The 18,944-nt window shown below is 63.8% G+C and carries 15 protein-coding genes and 1 pseudogene; 10 read left to right on the top strand and 6 right to left on the bottom strand.

The window, feature by feature from the left end:
* Positions 1 to 10 precede the first annotated feature (10 nt).
* Positions 11 to 1,429 (bottom strand): allantoinase PuuE, encoded by a 1,419-nt coding sequence (gene puuE / locus ACFSOZ_RS21280; protein ID WP_379101235.1) that lies wholly within the window; start codon positions 1,427 to 1,429, stop codon positions 11 to 13.
* 181 nt (positions 1,430 to 1,610) lie between these two features.
* On the opposite strand from puuE, the gene uraH reads away from it, so the two are divergent.
* From uraH to ACFSOZ_RS21310, 6 genes and pseudogenes are all read left to right on the top strand, one after another.
* Positions 1,611 to 1,985, top strand: a complete 375-nt coding sequence (gene uraH / locus ACFSOZ_RS21285; protein WP_379101237.1) for a hydroxyisourate hydrolase — start codon at positions 1,611 to 1,613, stop codon at positions 1,983 to 1,985.
* Positions 1,986 to 1,988: 3 nt separating this feature from the next.
* Positions 1,989 to 3,470: a xanthine dehydrogenase small subunit gene (xdhA, locus tag ACFSOZ_RS21290; RefSeq protein ID WP_379101238.1), complete on the top strand. Its 1,482-nt coding sequence runs from the start codon at positions 1,989 to 1,991 to the stop codon at positions 3,468 to 3,470.
* Positions 3,470 to 5,833, top strand: coding sequence for a xanthine dehydrogenase molybdopterin binding subunit (xdhB, locus tag ACFSOZ_RS21295; RefSeq protein WP_379101240.1), 2,364 nt, complete (start codon positions 3,470 to 3,472; stop codon positions 5,831 to 5,833). The genes xdhA and xdhB overlap by 1 nt, the downstream gene beginning before the upstream one ends.
* A 62-nt stretch (positions 5,834 to 5,895) precedes the next feature.
* Positions 5,896 to 6,804, top strand: coding sequence for a xanthine dehydrogenase accessory protein XdhC (gene xdhC, locus ACFSOZ_RS21300; RefSeq protein WP_379101242.1), 909 nt, complete (start codon positions 5,896 to 5,898; stop codon positions 6,802 to 6,804).
* A complete protein-coding gene (locus tag ACFSOZ_RS21305; RefSeq protein WP_379101244.1) occupies positions 6,801 to 7,298 on the top strand; it encodes a hypothetical protein in 498 nt (165 codons plus the stop codon). Before xdhC ends, ACFSOZ_RS21305 begins: the two co-directional genes overlap by 4 nt.
* Positions 7,299 to 7,410: 112 nt before the next feature.
* Positions 7,411 to 8,243: pseudogene (locus tag ACFSOZ_RS21310) on the top strand (PhzF family phenazine biosynthesis protein).
* 18 nt (positions 8,244 to 8,261) lie between these two features.
* On the opposite strand, the gene ACFSOZ_RS21315 reads toward ACFSOZ_RS21310, so the two are convergent.
* From ACFSOZ_RS21315 to ACFSOZ_RS21325, 3 genes are all read right to left on the bottom strand, one after another.
* Positions 8,262 to 9,536 (bottom strand): LLM class flavin-dependent oxidoreductase, encoded by a 1,275-nt coding sequence (locus ACFSOZ_RS21315; RefSeq protein ID WP_379101245.1) that lies wholly within the window; start codon positions 9,534 to 9,536, stop codon positions 8,262 to 8,264.
* On the bottom strand, positions 9,533 to 10,549 hold the full coding sequence (locus tag ACFSOZ_RS21320; protein WP_379101247.1) for an LLM class flavin-dependent oxidoreductase: 1,017 nt from the start codon (positions 10,547 to 10,549) through the stop codon (positions 9,533 to 9,535). The genes ACFSOZ_RS21315 and ACFSOZ_RS21320 overlap by 4 nt, the downstream gene beginning before the upstream one ends.
* Positions 10,550 to 10,671: 122 nt before the next feature.
* Positions 10,672 to 11,592 (bottom strand): LysR family transcriptional regulator, encoded by a 921-nt coding sequence (locus ACFSOZ_RS21325; protein ID WP_379101249.1) that lies wholly within the window; start codon positions 11,590 to 11,592, stop codon positions 10,672 to 10,674.
* Positions 11,593 to 11,730: 138 nt separating this feature from the next.
* Here ACFSOZ_RS21325 and ACFSOZ_RS21330 point away from each other — a divergent pair, with 138 nt between their 5' ends.
* The 4 genes from ACFSOZ_RS21330 to ACFSOZ_RS21345 all read left to right on the top strand — a co-directional run bounded on the left by ACFSOZ_RS21330 (position 11,731) and on the right by ACFSOZ_RS21345 (position 16,102).
* Entirely contained in the window at positions 11,731 to 12,948 is a 1,218-nt protein-coding gene (locus ACFSOZ_RS21330) for a urate hydroxylase PuuD (RefSeq protein WP_379101251.1), read from the top strand.
* 2 nt (positions 12,949 to 12,950) lie between these two features.
* The gene (gene guaD, locus ACFSOZ_RS21335; protein WP_379101253.1) at positions 12,951 to 14,264 is read left to right on the top strand and encodes a guanine deaminase; all 1,314 of its coding nucleotides are present in this window, start codon (positions 12,951 to 12,953) and stop codon (positions 14,262 to 14,264) included.
* Positions 14,265 to 14,342: 78 nt separating this feature from the next.
* A complete protein-coding gene (locus ACFSOZ_RS21340; RefSeq protein ID WP_379101255.1) occupies positions 14,343 to 14,846 on the top strand; it encodes a heme-degrading domain-containing protein in 504 nt (167 codons plus the stop codon).
* The gene (locus ACFSOZ_RS21345) at positions 14,843 to 16,102 is read left to right on the top strand and encodes a glycerate kinase type-2 family protein (RefSeq protein ID WP_379101257.1); all 1,260 of its coding nucleotides are present in this window, start codon (positions 14,843 to 14,845) and stop codon (positions 16,100 to 16,102) included. Before ACFSOZ_RS21340 ends, ACFSOZ_RS21345 begins: the two co-directional genes overlap by 4 nt.
* 17 nt (positions 16,103 to 16,119) lie before the next feature.
* On the opposite strand, the gene ACFSOZ_RS21350 is transcribed toward ACFSOZ_RS21345, so the two are convergent.
* A complete protein-coding gene (locus ACFSOZ_RS21350) occupies positions 16,120 to 17,505 on the bottom strand; it encodes a glutamine synthetase family protein (RefSeq protein WP_379101259.1) in 1,386 nt (461 codons plus the stop codon).
* A 43-nt stretch (positions 17,506 to 17,548) separates the two neighbouring features.
* Positions 17,549 to 18,931 (bottom strand): aspartate aminotransferase family protein, encoded by a 1,383-nt coding sequence (locus ACFSOZ_RS21355; protein ID WP_379101261.1) that lies wholly within the window; start codon positions 18,929 to 18,931, stop codon positions 17,549 to 17,551.
* Between the last annotated feature and the right edge of the window lie 13 nt (positions 18,932 to 18,944).

The following is an 18,944-nucleotide window of genomic DNA, read 5'->3' on the forward strand; positions in this document are numbered from 1 at the left end:
GGGTTCAAGCCTATTGCGGAAGCATGTCCTTGAGGCGGAGCAGCGCAATGCGCTCGACCTGTTTGCAGGCGGTCTCAAATTCAACGCCGCGGCCGTTGCCGATGCGCGCCTCGAATTCCGCCAGGATCGCCTCCTTGGTCTTGCCCTTCACCGCTATGATGAAAGGAAAGCCGAAGGTGGTGACGTAGGCGGCGTTGAGTTTGGAAAACAGTTCGCGTTCCTTGTCGGTCAGCGCGTCGAGACCGGCCGAGGCCTGTTCCCTGGTCGATTCGGCCGTCAGCCGCCTGGCCTTGGCCAGTTTGCCGGCAAGATCGGGATGGGCATTGAGCACCGAAAGCCGCTCGGTCTCGCTGCCGGAACGAAAGATGCGGCAGAGCGCGTTGTGCAGGCCGCCTGACGTGTCGTGTGCCGCACCCAGTTCCAGCTCGTACGCACGTTCGGCGATCCATGGCGAATGTTCGAAGACGCCGCCGAAGGTGTGGACGAACGTCTCGAATTCCATTTTCGACGGGCGCAGTGCCGCCGGCTGATAGGGATGGTTCTCTTGCCAGTGGCGGGCGATATCGATGCGCCGCGCCAGCCAGACCTTGTCGTGCGATTTGACATAGTCGACGAAGCGCTTCAACGCCGCCACCCGGCCCGGTCGCCCGACGAGGCGGCAGTGCAGGCCGATATTCATCATCCGCGGCTGGCCAGCCTTGCCCTCGGCATAGAGCGTGTCGAAACTGTCCTTCAGATAGGCGAAGAACTGGTCGCCCGAGTTAAACCCTTGCGGCGTGGCGAAACGCATGTCGTTGGCGTCGAGCGTGTAGGGGATGATGAGCTGCGCCCCACCCGCATGCTCGAACCAGTAGGGCAGTTCGTCGTCATAGGTATCCGACACATAGTCGAAGCCACCTTCTTCGGCCACGAGCCGCACCGTGTTGACCGATGTGCGGCCCGTGTACCAGCCGGTCGGGCGCTGGCCGGTCACCTCGTAGTGCAGGCGGATCGCCGCTTCGAGATCACGGCGCTCGTCCTCGGCGCTGTGGTCGCGGTAGTCGATCCATTTCAGCCCGTGCGAAGCGATCTCCCAGCCGGCTTCCTGCATCGCCGTGACCTGGTCGGGCGAGCGCGCAAGGGCTGAGGCGACGCCGTAGCAGGTCACCGGCACCTCGGCCTCGGTGAACAGGCGATGCAGCCGCCAGAAGCCTGCGCGGGCGCCGTATTCGTAGATCGATTCCATGTTCCAATGGCGCTGCCCCACCCAGGGTGCCGCGCCGACGATTTCCGACAGGAAGGCTTCCGACGCCTTGTCGCCGTGAAGGACGCAGTTCTCGCCGCCCTCTTCGTAGTTGACGACGAACTGCACGGCGACATGCGCCCCGCCTGGCCATTTCGGATCCGGCGGATTGGCTCCGTAGCCGCGCATGTCTCTGATGTAACGCATCGTCCCTCCCGCCGGGCATTGCCCGAAGTATGATCAGGATATCGAAAGGGCTGCTTGCGCATTCCCCCGAAAATTTTTGAAAGTGTTTTTGTCGCACTCCGCTCGACCGGGACTTATGCATCGCCTTTAATTGGCGCACAATTCAACAACATGTTCGATTGTACCTGATGGGAGGCGGCCAGTGGCAGAAACGTCGATAGCCGATGGCGGGCGTCTGACGACCCATGTCCTCGACACGGCGACCGGCAAGCCGGCGGCGGGATTGTCGATTGCGCTCTATCACCTCGAGGGCGACGCGCGCACACGTCTGAAGACCGTTGTCACCAATGCCGACGGCCGCTGTGATGCGCCGCTGCTTGTCGGCGCGGAGTTCCGCACCGGCGAATACGAACTGCTCTTTGCCGCGGGCGACTATTTGCGCCAGCAGGGGTTGAGCCTGCCGAAACCGGCCTTTCTCGACGTGATACCGATCCGCTTCGGCATGGCCGAACCGGTGCACTATCATGTGCCGCTGCTGGTCTCGCCCTATGGCTACTCGACCTACAGGGGGAGCTGAAGCATGGCCAAGGTCAGCATCCGCAACGAGATCCGTTTCATTCTCAATGGCAGCGATGTCGTGCTTTCGTCGGTGGCATCGGACGCGACCTTGCTCGACTGGCTGCGGCTCGACCGTTCGCTGCGCGGCACCAAGGAAGGCTGTGCCGAGGGCGATTGCGGCGCCTGCACCGTGCTGGTCGGCAAGCTCTCGGCCGGCGGGCTGGTCTACGAAAGCGTCAATGCCTGCATTCGCTTCCTCGGCTCGCTGGACGGCACCCATGTCGTGACGGTCGAGCATTTGCGCGGCCTTCCCGGCCAGTTGCACCCGGTTCAGCAGGCGATGGTCGATTTCCACGGCTCGCAATGCGGTTTCTGCACGCCGGGCTTCGTCATGTCGCTCTATGGCCTGTGGATGAAATCGCCAGACCCATCGAACGCAGCCATCGAAAAGGCGTTGCAAGGCAATCTCTGCCGCTGCACCGGCTACGAGGCGATCATACGAGCCGCACACGCCATCTCCAGCTATGGCAAGGTGGCGAAGGACCCGCTGGCAGTGGAGCGCAAGGCGATCACCGCGAGGCTGGAGGCCATGCATGACGGCGCGCGGATCGAGATCGGCCCGGCCAAGAAGCGGCTGATCGTGCCGGCTAATGTCGATGATTTCGCCGCCCTGCTGGACAAGGAACCCGGCGCCACCATCGTCGCCGGCTCGACCGATGTCGGCCTGTGGGTGACCAAGCACATGCGCGATATTTCGCCGGCGATCTTCATCGGCGATCTCGACGGGCTTTGCACCATCGCCGAAGACAAGGGCGTCATCACCATGGGCGCCGGTGTCACCTACACCGAGGCGTTCTCGACGCTCGCCAAACGTATCCCGGCGCTGGGGCCGCTGTTCGACCGCATCGGTGGCGAACAGGTGCGCAACATGGGCACTATCGGCGGCAACATCGCCAATGGTTCGCCGATAGGCGATACGCCACCGCCCTTGATCGCACTCGGCGCGCGGCTGACGCTGCGCAAGGGCAAGAAGCGGCGGACGATCCCGCTGGAGACCTTCTTCATTGCCTATGGCAAGCAGGACCGGCTGCCCGGTGAATTCGTCGAGGCGGTGCACGTTCCCATCCCCGCCAAGGGCACGAAATTCGCCGTCCACAAGATCACCAAGCGCCGCGACGAGGACATCACGGCGGCACTCGGCGCCTTCTTCCTGACACTGGCCAAGGATGGCACGGTCGCGGATGTGCGCATCGCCTATGGCGGCATGGCGGCGACGCCGAAGCGGGCGTCGGCTGTCGAAAAGGCGCTGCGCGGCAAGCCGTGGACCGAACAGACGGTCGAGGCAGCGATGGCCGAATATGCCAAGGATTTCACCCCGCTCACCGACATGCGGGCCTCGGCCGAGTATCGGGCGCTGGCGGCGCGCAATCTGTTGCTGCGCTTCTTCGCCGAGACCAGCGGCACCAAGGAGCCGATCCAGGTTTCAAGGCATGAGGCGGCATGATGAACAAGCACGCCACACCCAATCCCAGGGCTGAAAAGATCACCGGCGGCGTTGCCACCGACCAACGCCACGATTCCGCCCACAAGCATGTCAACGGCAGTGCCGTCTATATCGACGACATGCCGGAACCGGCCGGCACGCTGCATGTCGGGCTTGGCCTGTCGAAGGTTGCGCATGGCATTCTGAAGAGCGTCGACCTTTCGGCGGTGCGGGCCGCACCGGGTGTCATCGATGTGCTGACCTATGCCGACGTGCCCGGCGAGAACGACGTATCGCCCAGCAACATGCATGACGATCCGGTGCTGGCGGAAGGCAAGGTGCAGTTCTTCGGCCAGCCGATCTTCGCGGTGATCGCGCAGACGCGCGACGAGGCGCGCCGCGCGGTGCGGCTGGCGAAGATCGACTATGACGAGCTTCCGGCTGTGATCGACATCTGGGACCTCGATCCGGTGAAGGACAGGCAGGTCACCACGCCGTTGGCCCTGCGGCGCGGCGATGCGGCCGCTGCCATTCAAGCCGCGCCGCGCCGCATCAAGAACCGCATGTGGCTTGGCGGCCAGGACCACTTCTATCTCGAAGGCCAGGTTTCGCTCGCCATCCCCGGCGAGGACGATGAGGTGATCGTCTATTGCTCGACCCAGGGGCCGAGCGAGACGCAGCATCTTGTCGCGCATGCGCTCGGTGTGCCGAGCCATGCCGTGACGGTGGAAGTCCGCCGCATGGGCGGTGGCTTCGGCGGCAAGGAAACGCAGGCCAATCAGTGTGCAGCGATCGCCGCGATCGCGGCCAAGAAGCACAAGCGCGCGGTCAAAATCAGGCTCGACCGCGACGAGGACATGACCGCCACCGGCAAGCGGCACGATTTCGCCATCGACTATGAGGTCGGCTTCGATGACAAGGGCAACATTCTCGGCGTCGACTTCACCTTCGCCTTGCGCTGCGGCTTCTCCGCCGACCTGTCGGGCCCGGTCGGCGACCGCGCCCTGTTCCATTGCGACAACGCCTATTTCTATCCGAACGTGCTGGCCAAATCGGCTCCGCTCTACACCAACACCGTTTCCAACACCGCTTTCCGCGGCTTCGGCGGTCCACAAGGCATGGTCGGTGCCGAGCGCGTCATCGACGAGGTTGCCTTCGCGGTCGGCAGGGATCCGCTCGAGATACGCAAGCTGAATTTCTACGACCCGATGGAGGCGATCGGCAGCCGCAACGTCACGCCCTATCACCAGAAGGTCGAGGACAACATCATCCACCGCATCGTCGCCGAGCTCGAGGAAAGTGCCGGCTATGCACGGCGGCGTCGCGAAATATCGGCCTTCAACGCCAACAGCCGCTTCATCAAGCGTGGCCTGGCGCTGACCCCGGTCAAGTTCGGCATCTCCTTCACCAAGACCGAGTCCAACCAGGCCGGCGCGCTGGTGCATGTCTATGCCGACGGCTCCGTGCACATGAATCATGGCGGCACCGAAATGGGGCAGGGCCTGCACCTCAAGGTGGCGCAGGTCGTGGCGGAAGAATTCCAGATCGACCTCGACCGGGTGAAGATCACCGCCACCACCACGGCCAAGGTGCCGAACACCTCGCCGACGGCGGCGTCCTCGGGCGCCGACCTCAACGGCATGGCGGCCCAGAACGCCGCCCGGCAGATCCGCCAGCGGCTGACCGACTTCGCCGCCGAGAAATATCAGGTCCCGCTCGACCAGGTGGTGTTCCTGCCCAACCGGGTGCGCGTCGGCAACCAGGAAGTCAGCTTCAACGATCTGGTCAAGCAGGCCTACATTGCACGCGTGCAGCTCTCGGCTGCCGGCTTCTACAAGACGCCGAAAATCCACTGGGACCGCAGCAAGGGCCAGGGCCACGCCTTCTATTACTACGCCTATGGCGCGGCCTGCGCGGAAGTATCGGTCGACACGCTGACTGGCGAATATGTCGTCGAGCGCGCCGATATCCTGCACGATTGCGGCCGCTCGCTGAACCGGGCGATCGACATCGGCCAGGTCGAGGGCGGCTTTATCCAGGGCATGGGCTGGCTGACGACGGAGGAACTGTGGTGGGACGACAAGGGCCGTCTGCGCACGCACGCGCCGTCGACCTACAAGATCCCGCTCGCGTCGGATCGTCCGAAGATTTTCAACGTGGCGCTGACCGACTGGTCGCAGGCCTATGAGCCGACCATCCATCGTTCCAAGGCGGTTGGCGAGCCGCCCTTGCCGCACGGCATGGCGGTTCTGCATGCGCTGTCGGATGCGGTGGCCAGCGTCGCCGACCACAGGATCTGTCCGCGCCTCGATGCTCCGGCAACGCCGGAACGGGTGCTGATGGCGATCGAGCGGCTGAAGAACGAGGTCAAGGCCAACGCCTGAATCCGCCAAAACGTGCAATTCAAGCCGAAAAAGCCTATATTTCCCAATCGGGAATGCAAGAAATGAACTCGAAAGTGCAAAGCCTGAAAGCCTTTCTCGCCGCAGCCGGCCGGGTTGCCCTGGTCGAAGTGGCCGGCACCAAAGGCTCGACGCCACGCGAGAAAGGCGCCTTCATGCTCGTCTCGCAAGCGGCGATCTTTGGCACGATCGGCGGCGGTCAGCTCGAGTACATGGCCATCGACAAGGCGCGGCAGATGCTGGGTTCTTCACCGGCCGGCCAAGGCCGTCGGGACAAGCAAGCCCGCATCGAGGTCGACGAGGTCTGCGCGACCCTCGACGTGCCGCTCGGCCCCGAAATTGGTCAATGCTGCGGAGGGCGCGTTGAAGTGTTGATCCGGCTCGTCGATACCTCGCTGGCAGCCGAGCTGGTCCTAGCGGCGGAAACCGAAGAGGCTGAACTGCCTTATGTCTATGTCTTCGGCGGCGGCCATGTCGGCCAGGCGCTGGCCTCCGCGGTGGCCCTTCTTCCTGTGCATGCCGTCGTCATCGAGACGCGGGCCGAGGCGCTGGAGGGCATGCCGGAAACCGTCGAGACGCGGCTGACGCCGATGCCGGAAGCGATGGTGCGCGATGCACCGGCCGGCACGGCCTTCGCCATCCTAACCCACGACCATGCGCTGGATTTCCTGATCGTCGCGGAAGCACTGAAACGCGACGACACCGCCTATGTCGGCATGATCGGCTCGAAGACCAAGAAAGCGACGTTCAAGAACTGGTACCTGAAATCGGCGGACGGCAGCGAGGTGGAGCTTGCCCGCCTCGTCTCGCCGATCGGTGGCGATGCCGTCAAGGACAAGCGCCCGCAAGTCATCGCAGCGCTCGCGGCCGCCGAGATCATGACGGCGCTGGTTGGGCACTCATCATCGGTGGGCCAACACAAGACCCTTGGACATGAAGCGGCGGTCGGTTGAAACAGCTGGTAGTAGGCCTTTTAAGTGCCTTGGCAGTTTCGGCGGCCATTGCAGTTGGATCACGAACAAGCGCTGGGCGACAAGCCGGTGAACGGACCTTGCGCGCCACTTGGTTTGTCCATGCCTTTTCCATCCTGCTTGTGGGTCTTCTCGCGACATTTGCGATTGCCGGGTGGAATGAGACGCGCAGCGAACAGCTCCCCTGGCTTTACGGACTGCTGATTGGCGCAGGTCTCGGCCTGATTGGGTGGGTTTGGTTTTTCTATGCGAGCGTTGTCTTCTGGACTGCTGAGGGCATAGGAATTCGACAGCCATTCATGGCGACGCGATTTGTTCGGTGGGAGGATGTCGAATGGGCCGGCCGCAACTGGTCGGGCGATTTTCAGGTTCGTTCCCAGAGAACCAGAATAAGCTATACGTCATACCATGGCGGGCATGAGCAGCTAAATGGCTTTGCCAAGCGCAGGTTGCCGAAGTTCGCCAAAAATTTCTGATCCTCTGCTCACCCGGCCGAGGTCACCGCAGTTCACCGCTTTCTTCGTTTCCAGAATCGCCGAAAAGCGCGTTTGCTGTATCCACCAGCATTCCAGCATGAGTCGGACACAGATGAACGTTCTCAAAATCGCAGCCTTTTCGGATGGTGACACCGGCGGCAATCCTGCCGGCGTCCTGATAGGCGATGTCTTGCCCGACGCGGTCGAAATGCAGCGTGTTGCGGCGGAGGTCGGTTTTTCGGAAACGGCCTTTGCCGCACCCGAGGATGACGGGTGGCGTGTCCGCTATTTCTCGCCGGAATCAGAGGTTCCCTTCTGCGGCCATGCCACCATTGCGCTGGGGGCGGCGCTGGTCCGGCAGTTTGGCGATGGGATTTTTCCCCTGAAGCTCAACCAGGCGAGCATCACAGTTGAAGGGTTCCGCGATGGCCCGAATGTTGCTGCCGCTTTGCAGTCGCCGCCGACACGCAGCAAGTCGGCTTCAGCGGGGTTGCCGAAGCGGTGGCGCTGTTCGGCTATTCGTCCGGCGATCTCGATCCGGCCATTCCGCCGGCACTGATCCATGGCGGTGCGGATCATCTTGTTCTGGCCCTCAGGTCGCGCGAGGCGCTGGCCGCCATGCGCTACGATCTGAAAGCCGGCCAAGCCTTGATGCGGCGCGAAGGGCTGGTGACCATCCTGCTCGCCTATGCTGAAACGCCGCGGCTTTTCCACACCCGCAATCCGTTTGCTTCCGGCGGCGTCTATGAGGATCCGGCAACAGGAGCGTCAACGGCCGCCTTCGCCGGCTACCTGCGCGACCTTGGCTGGCCGCATGGCGGAGCGATCGATGTCGTGCAGGGCGAGGACATGGGCATGCGCTCACGCCTGCGTGCCGACATTCCACCCACGCCCGGCAGCTCGATCAGGGTTTCAGGCACTGCCCGGATGATGGACGAAGCATAGCCGCCGTCGCCATTAATCTCAGCTGGGCCGTTTCAAGCCCAGATGGTCGCGCAGGGTGCGGCCCTCGTACTCTTTGCGAAAAAGGCCGCGCCGCTGCAGTTCCGGCACGACCAGCGTGGCAAAGGCATCGAGTTCGCCGGGGAAGTAAGAGGGCATGACGTTGAAGCCGTCGGCCGCGCCGCCTTCGAACCGCGACTGCAGCTCGTCGGCGACCTGGGCCCCCGTTCCGACGATGCGCCAATGGCCACGCGCACCGGCGAAATGCCGCGCCAGCTGGCGGATGGACAGGTTGTCGCGACGTGACTGCTCGATGACCAGCACTTGCCGGCTCTGCATGCCTTCGCTGGGCGGCAGCTCCGGCAGCGGCCCGTCGATCGGATAGCGCCACAGGTCGGAGATGCTGAGATAGCTGGACAGCAGTGCTACGCCGACATCGTCGGGGATGAGTTCCTGCAACTCCTCATATTTTTCCCGGGCTTGCGCCGCGGTTTCCGCCACCACCGGTGCGACGCCGGGCATGATCTTGATGTCGTCCGGCTCGCGTCCATAGGCCGCCAGACGCCCCTTCAGATCGTCGTAAAAAGCCTTCGCCTCCTCGAAAGTCTGCGCCGCCGTGAACACCACGTCGGCGGTGCGGGCGGCAAGGTCGCGTCCGACCTCCGAGGCGCCGGCCTGAACCAGCACCGGTGCGCCCTGCGGCGAACGCGGCAGGTCGAGCGCATCACGCACGGAAAAGCTCTGGCCATCATGACCGGAACCGGAAGCCCCGCCGGGCTTGCCGCGCCAAAGCCCCGTGACCACCTCGGCGAACTCACGTGCCCGCTCGTAGCGATCGGCATGCGGGCGCAATCCGGTTGAGCCGAAATTGGCGGCCTCGATGGGACTGGCCGAGGTGACCAGGTTCCAGCCGGCCCGGCCGCCGCTCAGATGGTCGAGCGACAGGAAGGTCCGCGCCAGCCCGTAGGGCTCGTTGTAGCTTGTCGAGGCCGTGGAAACGAGACCGATGCGGCTGGTCTGGGCGGCCAGAGCCGAAAGCAGGCTGATCGGCTCGAAGCCAATCGAGCGTGACGTCTGGCTGGCGATGCCGACATTGGCTTCGCGCAGGCCGGCGGCGTCCTCGCAGAAGACCATGTCGAACTTCGCCGCTTCCGCCGTGCGCGCCAGTTGAATGTAATGGTCGATGTCGATGCCGGCCGTCACATGCGCCTTGGGGTGGCGCCAGGCGGCGATATGGTGGCCAGTCGCCCACAGGAAGGCGCCGAGCTTCATCTGGCGGGGAGCGGTGGTCGTCATGCTGCGCCTCCCGCTGTCAGCCCGAGATGCGAGCGCAACGTCGCGCCACGATAGCTCTCTCGAAACAGGCCACGCCGCCGCAGTTCCGGCAAAACCAGATCGACGAAATCGTCGAGCGCCGAAAACTGGGCCGGCATCAACATGTTGAACCCGTCGCAGCTTTTCGACCGGAATCCTTTTTCCATACTGTCGGCGACGGTCGGCTTGGCGGTACCATGGGTGACGGGCGAGACATTCATCAGCACCTTCACGGCGCCCGGGTCGCGTCCGCAGGCAGCAACGCAGCGTTTGAGATCGTCATACCGGGCTTTCGTGCTCTCGAGTGGCCCGTCCTCCAGCAGGATGACATCGGCGGTGCGGGCGGCAATATCCATGTCTGATACCGACAGGCCGGACAGCACCAGCACCGGCGTATCCTGCGGCGAGCGCGCGACGTTGAGCGGTCCGCGCACGGAAAAGAATTCGCCCTTGTGGTCGAGCAGATGCATCTTTTCGGGGTCGTGGAAGCGGCCGCCGCTCTTGTCGAACTTGAGCGCGTCGGCATCCCAGCCCTGCCATAGGGCTTGAACGATGCCGATGTATTCTTCAGTGCGGCGGCGAAAATCGTCGCCGGAAAAACCTTCCGGACGGCTGAAATTGGCTGCGTCACGCGGGTCCTGCGCCATGGTTGCGTTCCAGCCGGCGCGGCCATGGCTGATGATGTCGAGCGAGGCGAAACGGCGGGCCAGATTGTAGGGCTGGTGGGCGACCGTCGAGGCCGCGGCGACCAGGCCGATCCTGCTTGTCACCGTCGCCAGCGCGGCCAGCAACGTTGTCGCTTCGAGGGGCACCTGCCTGTTTGCTGCATCGCTGCCGGACGCCGGTGCGGAATCGGCGAAAATCACCATATCCAGCCCGGCCGCGTCGGTCTTTTGCACAAACCGCGCCAGAAGGCTGAATTCCGGCTCGGACGATGGATCGGTGGTTCCCGGAAACGGCGAAACGGCAAGATGCATTGTGGCGCCGTTGTCCATCGATGGTCCCTGCAAGACGAAATACCATCGGAACTATGTTCGTCACATCCAGCAATGGCAACCGCTGGCGCTGGGCCAACTACCGGTCACTTGCCGGCCAGCCATCACTTTCCCGCCAGCCCCTATTTGCCAGCAAGCAGGTCGTTGATCAGGCGCTGGCAGCGCTCGGCCATGAAGTCGAGCAGCAGCCGCACCTTGGGGTCCTGCAGCTTCTTGTGCGGATAGACGGCGGCAAATTGCACCGGCGTTGGTGGCGTGCTGCTCAGGATCACCTTCAGCCGCTGGTCGCGGATGAACGGCTCGACCTCGAAGCGCGGCTTGTTGATGATGCCGCGCCCGGACAGCGCCCAGCCGGTCAGCACATCGCCGTCGTCGGTGTCGTAGGGTCCGTGCACTTCGAATTTCTGCGGACCGGTAGGGGTCTGCAGCGTCCACACATATTCGCGTGCACCGGAGTAACGCAGCATCAGGCAGTCGTGCTTTTTGCCGATCAGTTCCTGCGGCTCAATTGGTTCGCCGCGCGCCTCCAGATATTTCGGTGCCGCCACCAGCACGCGTTCGCATTCCATGATGCCGCGCATCCTGAGGCTGGAATCCTCGATGATGCCGAGCCGGAATGCGACGTCGATGCCTTCCTTCATGATATCGACATTGTGGTCGGACAGCCTCAGCCGCACCTCGATGTCAGGGTATTTGTCGTGGAAGTCGGGAATGCCCGAGGCCACCAGTCGGCGGCCGAGGCCGAGCGGCGCCGTCACCTTTATGGTGCCGCGCGGCTGACCGGAAAGCGCCGAGACGGCGGCTTCCGCTTCAGTGATCGCCTCCAGCACCTGCTTGGCTCCCGAATAAAAAACCGTGCCATGCTCGGTCGGCATCAATTGCCGTGTGGTGCGGTTGAACAGCCGCACGCCAAGGTGCTTCTCCAGTTCCTTGATGCGGTTGGAGGCGACCGCCGGCGAGATGCGCATGTCGCGGCCGGCCGCCGACAGATTGCCGAGTTCGACGACGCGAACGAAGACGGCGATGTTGTCGAGATAGGCCATGCGGATTTCGTGGCTTTCATCCAGCTGCGTGCAACGACTGTAGTATTTTCCATTTTTTTTTGAAAGTCATCGCACACCTCGCCTCTTTCCGTTTGCGCGCGACACCGTAAAGTCGCGTCATCGGCAGGGACGACTTCAATGATGGATTTCGCGATTTTCTGGGACTGGCTGAGCTTTGCGGTGCGCTGGCTGCATGTCATCACCGGCATCGCCTGGATCGGCTCGTCTTTCTATTTCGTTGCGCTCGATCTCGGTCTGCGCCAGCGTCCGGGCATGCCCGTCGGCGCCTTTGGCGAAGAATGGCAGGTGCATGGCGGCGGCTTCTACCACATCCAGAAATATCTGGTGGCGCCGGCCGAGATGCCCGAGCACCTGACCTGGTTCAAATGGGAATCCTACGCCACCTGGCTGTCTGGCTTCGCCATGCTCTGCGTCGTCTACTATGCCGGAGCGGATCTGTTCCTGATCGATCCCAATGTGCTGCCAATGTCGGTTCCGGTCGGCGTCCTGCTGTCACTGGCGACAATCGGCGTCGGCTGGGTGGTCTACGATCTGTTGTGCCGCTCGCCGCTGGGAAAAAGCGACACCGGCCTGATGCTGGTGCTCTATTGCGTGCTGGTGTTCATCGCCTGGGGGCTCACTCATCTGTTCACCGGGCGTGCCGCCTTCCTGCATCTCGGCGCCATCACCGCGACGATCATGTCGGCCAATGTCTTCATGGTCATCATCCCCAACCAGAAGATCGTCGTCGCCGACCTCATCGCCGGCCGCAAGCCCGATCCGAAATACGGCAAGATCGCCAAGCAGCGCTCGCTGCACAACAACTATTTGACGCTGCCGGTGTTGTTCCTGATGCTGTCGAACCACTATCCCTTGGCGTTCGGCACGCAGTTCAACTGGGTCATCGCCTCGCTGGTGTTCATCATCGGCGTGCTGATCCGGCACTATTTCAACAGCGTCCATGCGCGCAAGGGCAACCCGACCTGGACCTGGCTGGGAGCCCTTGTGCTGTTCATCATCATCATCTGGCTGTCGACCGCGCCGAAGGTGCTGACCGGCGAACCCAAGGAGTCCGCCGCGGCACAGATCTATGTCGCCTCCGCGCACTTCCCGGCCGTGCGCGACACGGTGCTCGGCCGCTGTTCGATGTGCCATGCGGCGGAGCCGGTCTATGAGGGCATCTACCACGCGCCGAACGGCGTGATGCTCGACACCGACGCCGACATCGCCAACCATGCCCGCGAGATCTATCTGCAGGCCGGTCGCAGCCACGCCATGCCGCCCGCCAACGTCTCCCAGATCACCGACAAGGAACGGGCGCAGCTGGTGGCCTGGTTCGAAGGCGCAGGGAAATAAGCATGACCTCGACACTTCTGCGCGGCCGCACGCTGTCCTTCGTGCGCTGGCCCGAGACCATCGATGATCATTCCGCCTGGCGCTATGAGGAGGATGGCGGCCTGCTGATCCGCGACGGCCGGATCGTCGCCGCCGGCGCCTATGCGCAAGTCGAAAAACAGGCCGGCGAGGGCGCAAGGAAGATCGACCATCGGCCGCATCTGCTGCTGCCGGGCTTCATCGATGCGCATGCGCATTTCCCGCAGATGCAGGTCATCGCTTCCTATGGAGCCGAACTGCTCGATTGGCTCAACACCTACACCTTTCCGGAGGAGACGAAGTTCGCCAATGCGCAGCATGGCCGCCGGATCGCACGGCTGTTCCTCGACGAGATGGTGCGCCATGGTACAACGACGGTGGCAGCCTACTGCTCGGTGCACAAAGCGTCGGCTGAAGCCTTCTTTGCCGAGTCGCATGACCGCAACATGCTCAACATCGCCGGCAAGGTGATGATGGACTGCAATGCGCCCGACGGCGTGCTCGACACGCCGCAATCCGGCTATGACGACAGCAAGGCGCTGATCGGGGAATGGCACGGCAAGGGGCGCCAGCACTATGCGATTACACCGCGCTTCGCCATCACCTCGTCGCCGCAGCAGATGGAGATGGCGGGCGCGCTCTGCCGTGAACATCCCGATCTGCACATGCAAACGCATCTGTCGGAAAACCACGCCGAGATCGCCTTTACCCAGGAACTCTACCCGTGGTCGCGTGACTACACCGACGTCTACGAGCACTATGGGCTGTTGGGCAAAAAGAGCCTTTTCGGCCATTGCATCCATCTGTCGAAGCGCGAGGCGGACGCGCTCTCGGCAACGGGCTCGGTGGCGGTGTTCTGCCCGACCTCGAACCTGTTCCTCGGCTCCGGCCTGTTCGACTATCAGCGCTTCCGCCGCCGCGAAAATCCGATCCGTATCGCCGCTGCCACCGATGTCGGCGGCGGCACCAACTATTCGATGCTGCGCACCATGGACGAAGGCTACAAGGTGATCGCGCTGAACGGCGAGAAGCTCAATCCCTTCCAGTCCTTCTGGCAGATGACGCGCGGCAATGCCGAAGCACTGTCGGTGGCGGAAAAGATCGGCACGCTGGACGCAGGCACCGATGCCGACATCGTCGTGCTCGACGCCAGGGCGACGCCGGCGATGCGGCTCAGGATGGAGACGGTCGAGACACTGGCGCAGGAGCTGTTTCTCCTGCAGACGCTGGGCGACGACCGCGCCGTGCGTGAGGTCTATGTCGCCGGGCGGGCGGCCAAGACCGACATGGCGACGTAGAACGCTTCGATGTGTTCTTTGCTTGACCCGGCGGCAGCCATCGGTCAAAGCGTGCGGCGAAGTTGACAGGGGAACGACATGGCCGTTGCTGACGACATCGCTCTGATCAAGAGACAGGAAGAAGTTCTTGTCTTCCCCGCCTTCGATGAGGCCGTCGCCTTCAAGATCGGTTCGGCCATCCGTGACCGCGCGCTGACCGAGAACCTGCCTGTTATCGTCGATATCAGAACCTTCGACCGGCCGCTGTTCTATGCCGCGATGCCCGGCTCGAACGCTTCCAATCCCGACTGGGCGCGGCGCAAGATCAATGTCGTCAAGCGGTTCCTGAAAAGCACCTATCGCAGCGTGCTGGAGCAGCAGCGCCCCGATCGCACCTTCAAGATCGGCGAAGGGCTGGATATTGCTGACTATGTGCTGGCCGGTGGTGGTTTTCCGGTCACCGTCAAGGGTGCCGGTGTCATCGGTGTGATCGCCGTCTCCGGCCTGCCGGAGCGCGAGGATCATGGCGTCGTCGTAGAGGCGCTGTGCGATCATTTGGGCATCGACAAGCGCGGGTTGGTACTGCCCCCGGAAGAAAAATGAGCGATCCCAAGGCCTTCCTCACCGCCATTTTCGACGCTGCCGTCGCCGCCGCCGATCCCGAGCGAACCATCCGGGATCATTTGCCGGCGAAGCCCAGTGGCCGCACCATCGTCATCGGCGCCGGAAAAGGCTCTGCGCAGATGGCGGCGGCCTTCGAGAAGGTCTGGGACGGCCCGATCGAAGGGCTGGTCGTCACCCGCTACGGCTATGGTGCGAAATGTGAGCGCATCGAAATCATCGAGGCGGCACATCCGGTTCCGGACGCCGCTGGGCTGGAAGCTTCGCGACGCCTGCTTGCCAAGGTCCAGGGTCTGACGGCGGACGATCTGGTCGTGGCGCTGATTTCCGGTGGCGGTTCGGCGCTGTTGCCGTCGCCTGCCGGCAGCCTGACGCTGGCCGACGAGATTGCCGTCAACGAGGCGCTGCTCGCTTCCGGTGCCCCGATCGCGGCGATGAACACCATCCGCAAGCATATCTCCACCATCAAGGGCGGCCGGCTGGCCGCCGCCGCCTGGCCGGCCAGAGTGGTGTCCTTGGTCGTTTCCGATATTCCCGGCGACAATCCGGCGCTGGTCGCCTCCGGTCCGACCGTCCCCGACACCGGCAGCCGCGAGGACGCACTGGCGTCGATCTCAGCCTATGGCATGAAGCTGCCGGCCTCGGTGATGGCGCATATCAACGCGCCGGCCGCCGATGCACCAAGTCCCGGGGATGAACGCTTTTCGCGCAATGAGGTGCACCTGATCGCCTCCGCCGGCGTGTCGCTGGAAGCGGCGGCGGCGGAAGCCAAGCGGCAAGGCGTCGAAGCCGTCATCCTCTCCGATGCCATCGAGGGCGAAGCGCGCGAGGTCGGCGGCGTCCATGCGGCAATCGCCCGCGAAGTGGCGACGCGCAACCGGCCATTTCCAAAGCCGGTTCTGATCCTGTCCGGCGGTGAGACAACGGTGACGCTGCGCGCCAAGGGCAAGGGCGGCCGCAACTCGGAATTCCTGCTCGCCTTCGCCATCGGCATCAGTGGCGTCGAAGGCATCCACGCGCTGGCCGCCGACACGGACGGCATCGACGGTTCGGAAGACAATGCCGGCGCCTTTGCCGATGGCTCGACCGTATCGCGCATGCGCGCAGCGGCTGTGGACGCCAAGGCAATGCTCGCCGGCAACAATGCCTGGACGGCCTTCAACGCGGTTGGCGATCTGTTCGTACCCGGCCCTACGGGCACGAATGTCAACGACCTACGAGCGATCCTGATCCGCTGAACCTGCCGACGATTAGCTCACACCTCGTGCAGATAGAGGTGGTAGTCCAACTCGCTGACCGTGCGCGCCACGCGCAGGTATTCGGACTGCTTGATCGCCACGAAGGTGCGGTGCAGGTCCTCGCCGAGCGCGCCCTTCAGGAAGCTCGACGCCCTGGCTGCTTCGATGGCGGCGCGCCAGTCGACCGGCATCGTCGTGCGCGTGATTGCTGCCTCATAACCATTGCCTGTCGTTTCCGGGCCAGGGTCGAGACCTTCGTCGAGGCCTTTGATGATGGCGGCAAGCACCGTCGCGGCGATCAGATAGGGGTTGGCGTCGACGCCGGACGGCCGGTGCTCGATGCGCCGGTTCTTCGCATCGCCCGCCGGCACGCGCAGTGCCACTGAACGGTTGTTGACACCCCAGGTCGGCGCCACCGGTGCATAGGATTGCGACACGAAGCGCCGCCAGGAATTGGCGTGCGGCGCAAACACCAGCATCGATTCGGCCATCGTCTGGATCAGGCCACCGAGCCCCTGTAGCAACGGCAGCGACCAGCTCTCGCCGCCGGATTCGGCAAAGACGTTTCGGCCGGCCTTGTCCTGCAGCGAGACATGGAAATGCATGCCCGAGCCAGCATATTTCTCGATCGGCTTGGCCATGAAACAGGCGGTGACGCCGTGACGGCGCGCCTGTGCCCGCACCAGTCGCTTCAGCATGACCAGATCGTCGGCTGCCCGCATCACGTCCTTGCGGTAGTTCAGCGTCAATTCGTACTGGCCGGGCGCATACTCGGAAATCACCGTCTCGGCCGGAATGCCTTGCGCCTTGGCCGCCGCATAGATGTCTGAGAACAGCGGCTCCATGCCGTGCAGATGATCGACGGAATAGACTTCCGTCTTGCCCGAGACGCGGCCATCGAGCACGGCGCGCGCCGGCTGCACCTTGCCGTCGGCATCGCGCTCATTGGCAAGGAGAAAAAATTCGAGCTCGAAGGCGCCGGCCGGATAAAGACCCTTGGCCGCCAGGATCTCCACCTGCCGTGCCAGCGCCAGCCGCGGATCCGACGACATCGGCTGGCCGTCGAGGTGATACATCGCCATCAGCAGTTGGCCGCGCGGCGGATTTGTACCGTAGAGCGGCACCAGCGTGCCGGGGATCGGCCAGGCCCTGAGGTCGCCGTCACCGGTGGTCCAGATCAGCCCGGTTTCGTGCACGTCCTCCCCGGTGATGTCGAGGCCGAGGATCGAGATCGGCATATGCCGGCCGCCCTCGAAAATGCTTTTCAGCTCATGCCGGCGCACGATCTTGCCGCGGCCGACGCCATTGGCGTCGGTCAGCACGATATCGAAGGCTTCGATCTCGGGATGGGCGTCGAGAAAGGCTTGCGCCTCGGTGGGCGTCGAGCCCGAAGGTGAGGTCATGATCTGTCCGGCTTTGCTTGGCGCGCCCATCGGTCAGCTTGTCTCATGCCGCAAGCTTTGCCGCAACCGCGCCGAAGGCGGTGATCAGCCGGTTGACCTGGGCACCGCTGGTTGCCGGCGAGATCAGCATCATGTTGTGGAAGGGCGCGATCAGCACGCCGCGATTGACCAGCGCGACATGGATGGCCGCTTCCAGTTCCGGCGCATGCGCCGTCTCCGCCTCGGCGCCATTGCGCAGCGGACCGGGCGCGCAGATGAACTCGACACGGGCGCCGACGCGGGCAACATGCCAGGGCAAGCGGAAGCGGTCGATCACGCCGGTCAGGCCGGCATCGAGCTGCCGCGCCAGATGGTCCATGCGGGCGTAGTTTTCCTCGGTCATCACCTCTTCCAGCGTCGCGCGCATGGTCGCGAACTGCAGCGGATTGGCCGAGAGCGTCGTGCCCATGCCGGAATAGCCCGGCTCCTTGGTCCTGTTGTAGCCGACGTAGCGCGAGGCGACATCGTCGCTCATGCCCCACACGCTCGCCGGCACACCGCCGGCGATCGGCTTGCCCAGCACGAAGAAGTCAGGCTCCAGCCCGTACTTCCCGGTGTAGCCGCCGGGGCCGGTCGAGATCGTATGCGTCTCGTCGATCAGAAGCAGGGTGCCGGCTTCACGCGTCAGTCTGCGCAGCGCGTCATGGAAGCCCGGATCGGCCAGCACCATGCAGGAATTGGTCAGCACCGGCTCGGCGATGACGCAGGCGACGTCCTTGTCCCTCAGGGCGGTTTCCAGAGCGGCGACGTCGTTGAACTCGATCACCTTGGCCGTGCGGGTCAGGTCGCGGAATTCGCCGGCCAGCCCTGGCCGGTTGACCGGAATACCATCGACCAGCCGCACCATCGTCTCGTCGACCGAGCCATGATAGCAGCCATTGAAGACCAGGATCTTTTCGCGCCCTGTGACGGCGCGGGCAACCCGCAGCGCAAAGCGGTTGGCGTCGGTCGCCGTCGTCGCGATCTGCCAGAACGGCAGGCCGAAACGCTGCTGCAGCAGTGGCCCGATGGCGAGCGCGTCTTCGGAGGGCAGCATATAGGTCAGGCCGCGCCCGGCCTGGCGGCGGATGGCGCGCGCCACCGGCGGCGGCGAATGGCCGAACATCGAGCCGGTGTCGCCGAGGCAGAAATCGTCGAGCCTGATACCGTCGATGTCAGTGATCGTGGCGCCCCTGGCGCTGTCGACCAGGATCGGAAACGGCGTCGGCCAGTCATTCATCCAGTGCATCGGCACGCCACCGAAGAAGCCGGGCAGGCCATTGCCGACCTTCGCCAGTGATTTCGGCCGCGCCTTGCGGAAGGCTGCCCCCTCGATCTCGCGCAGATCGGCAATGCGGTCTCGATCGATGCCGCCGATGGACGTCCTTGAAGCGTCGCTGCTGTGCATGAAAACCCCTTTG

The sequence above is a fragment of the Mesorhizobium newzealandense genome (assembly GCF_042682145.1).
Lineage (GTDB): Bacteria > Pseudomonadota > Alphaproteobacteria > Rhizobiales > Rhizobiaceae > Mesorhizobium > Mesorhizobium newzealandense.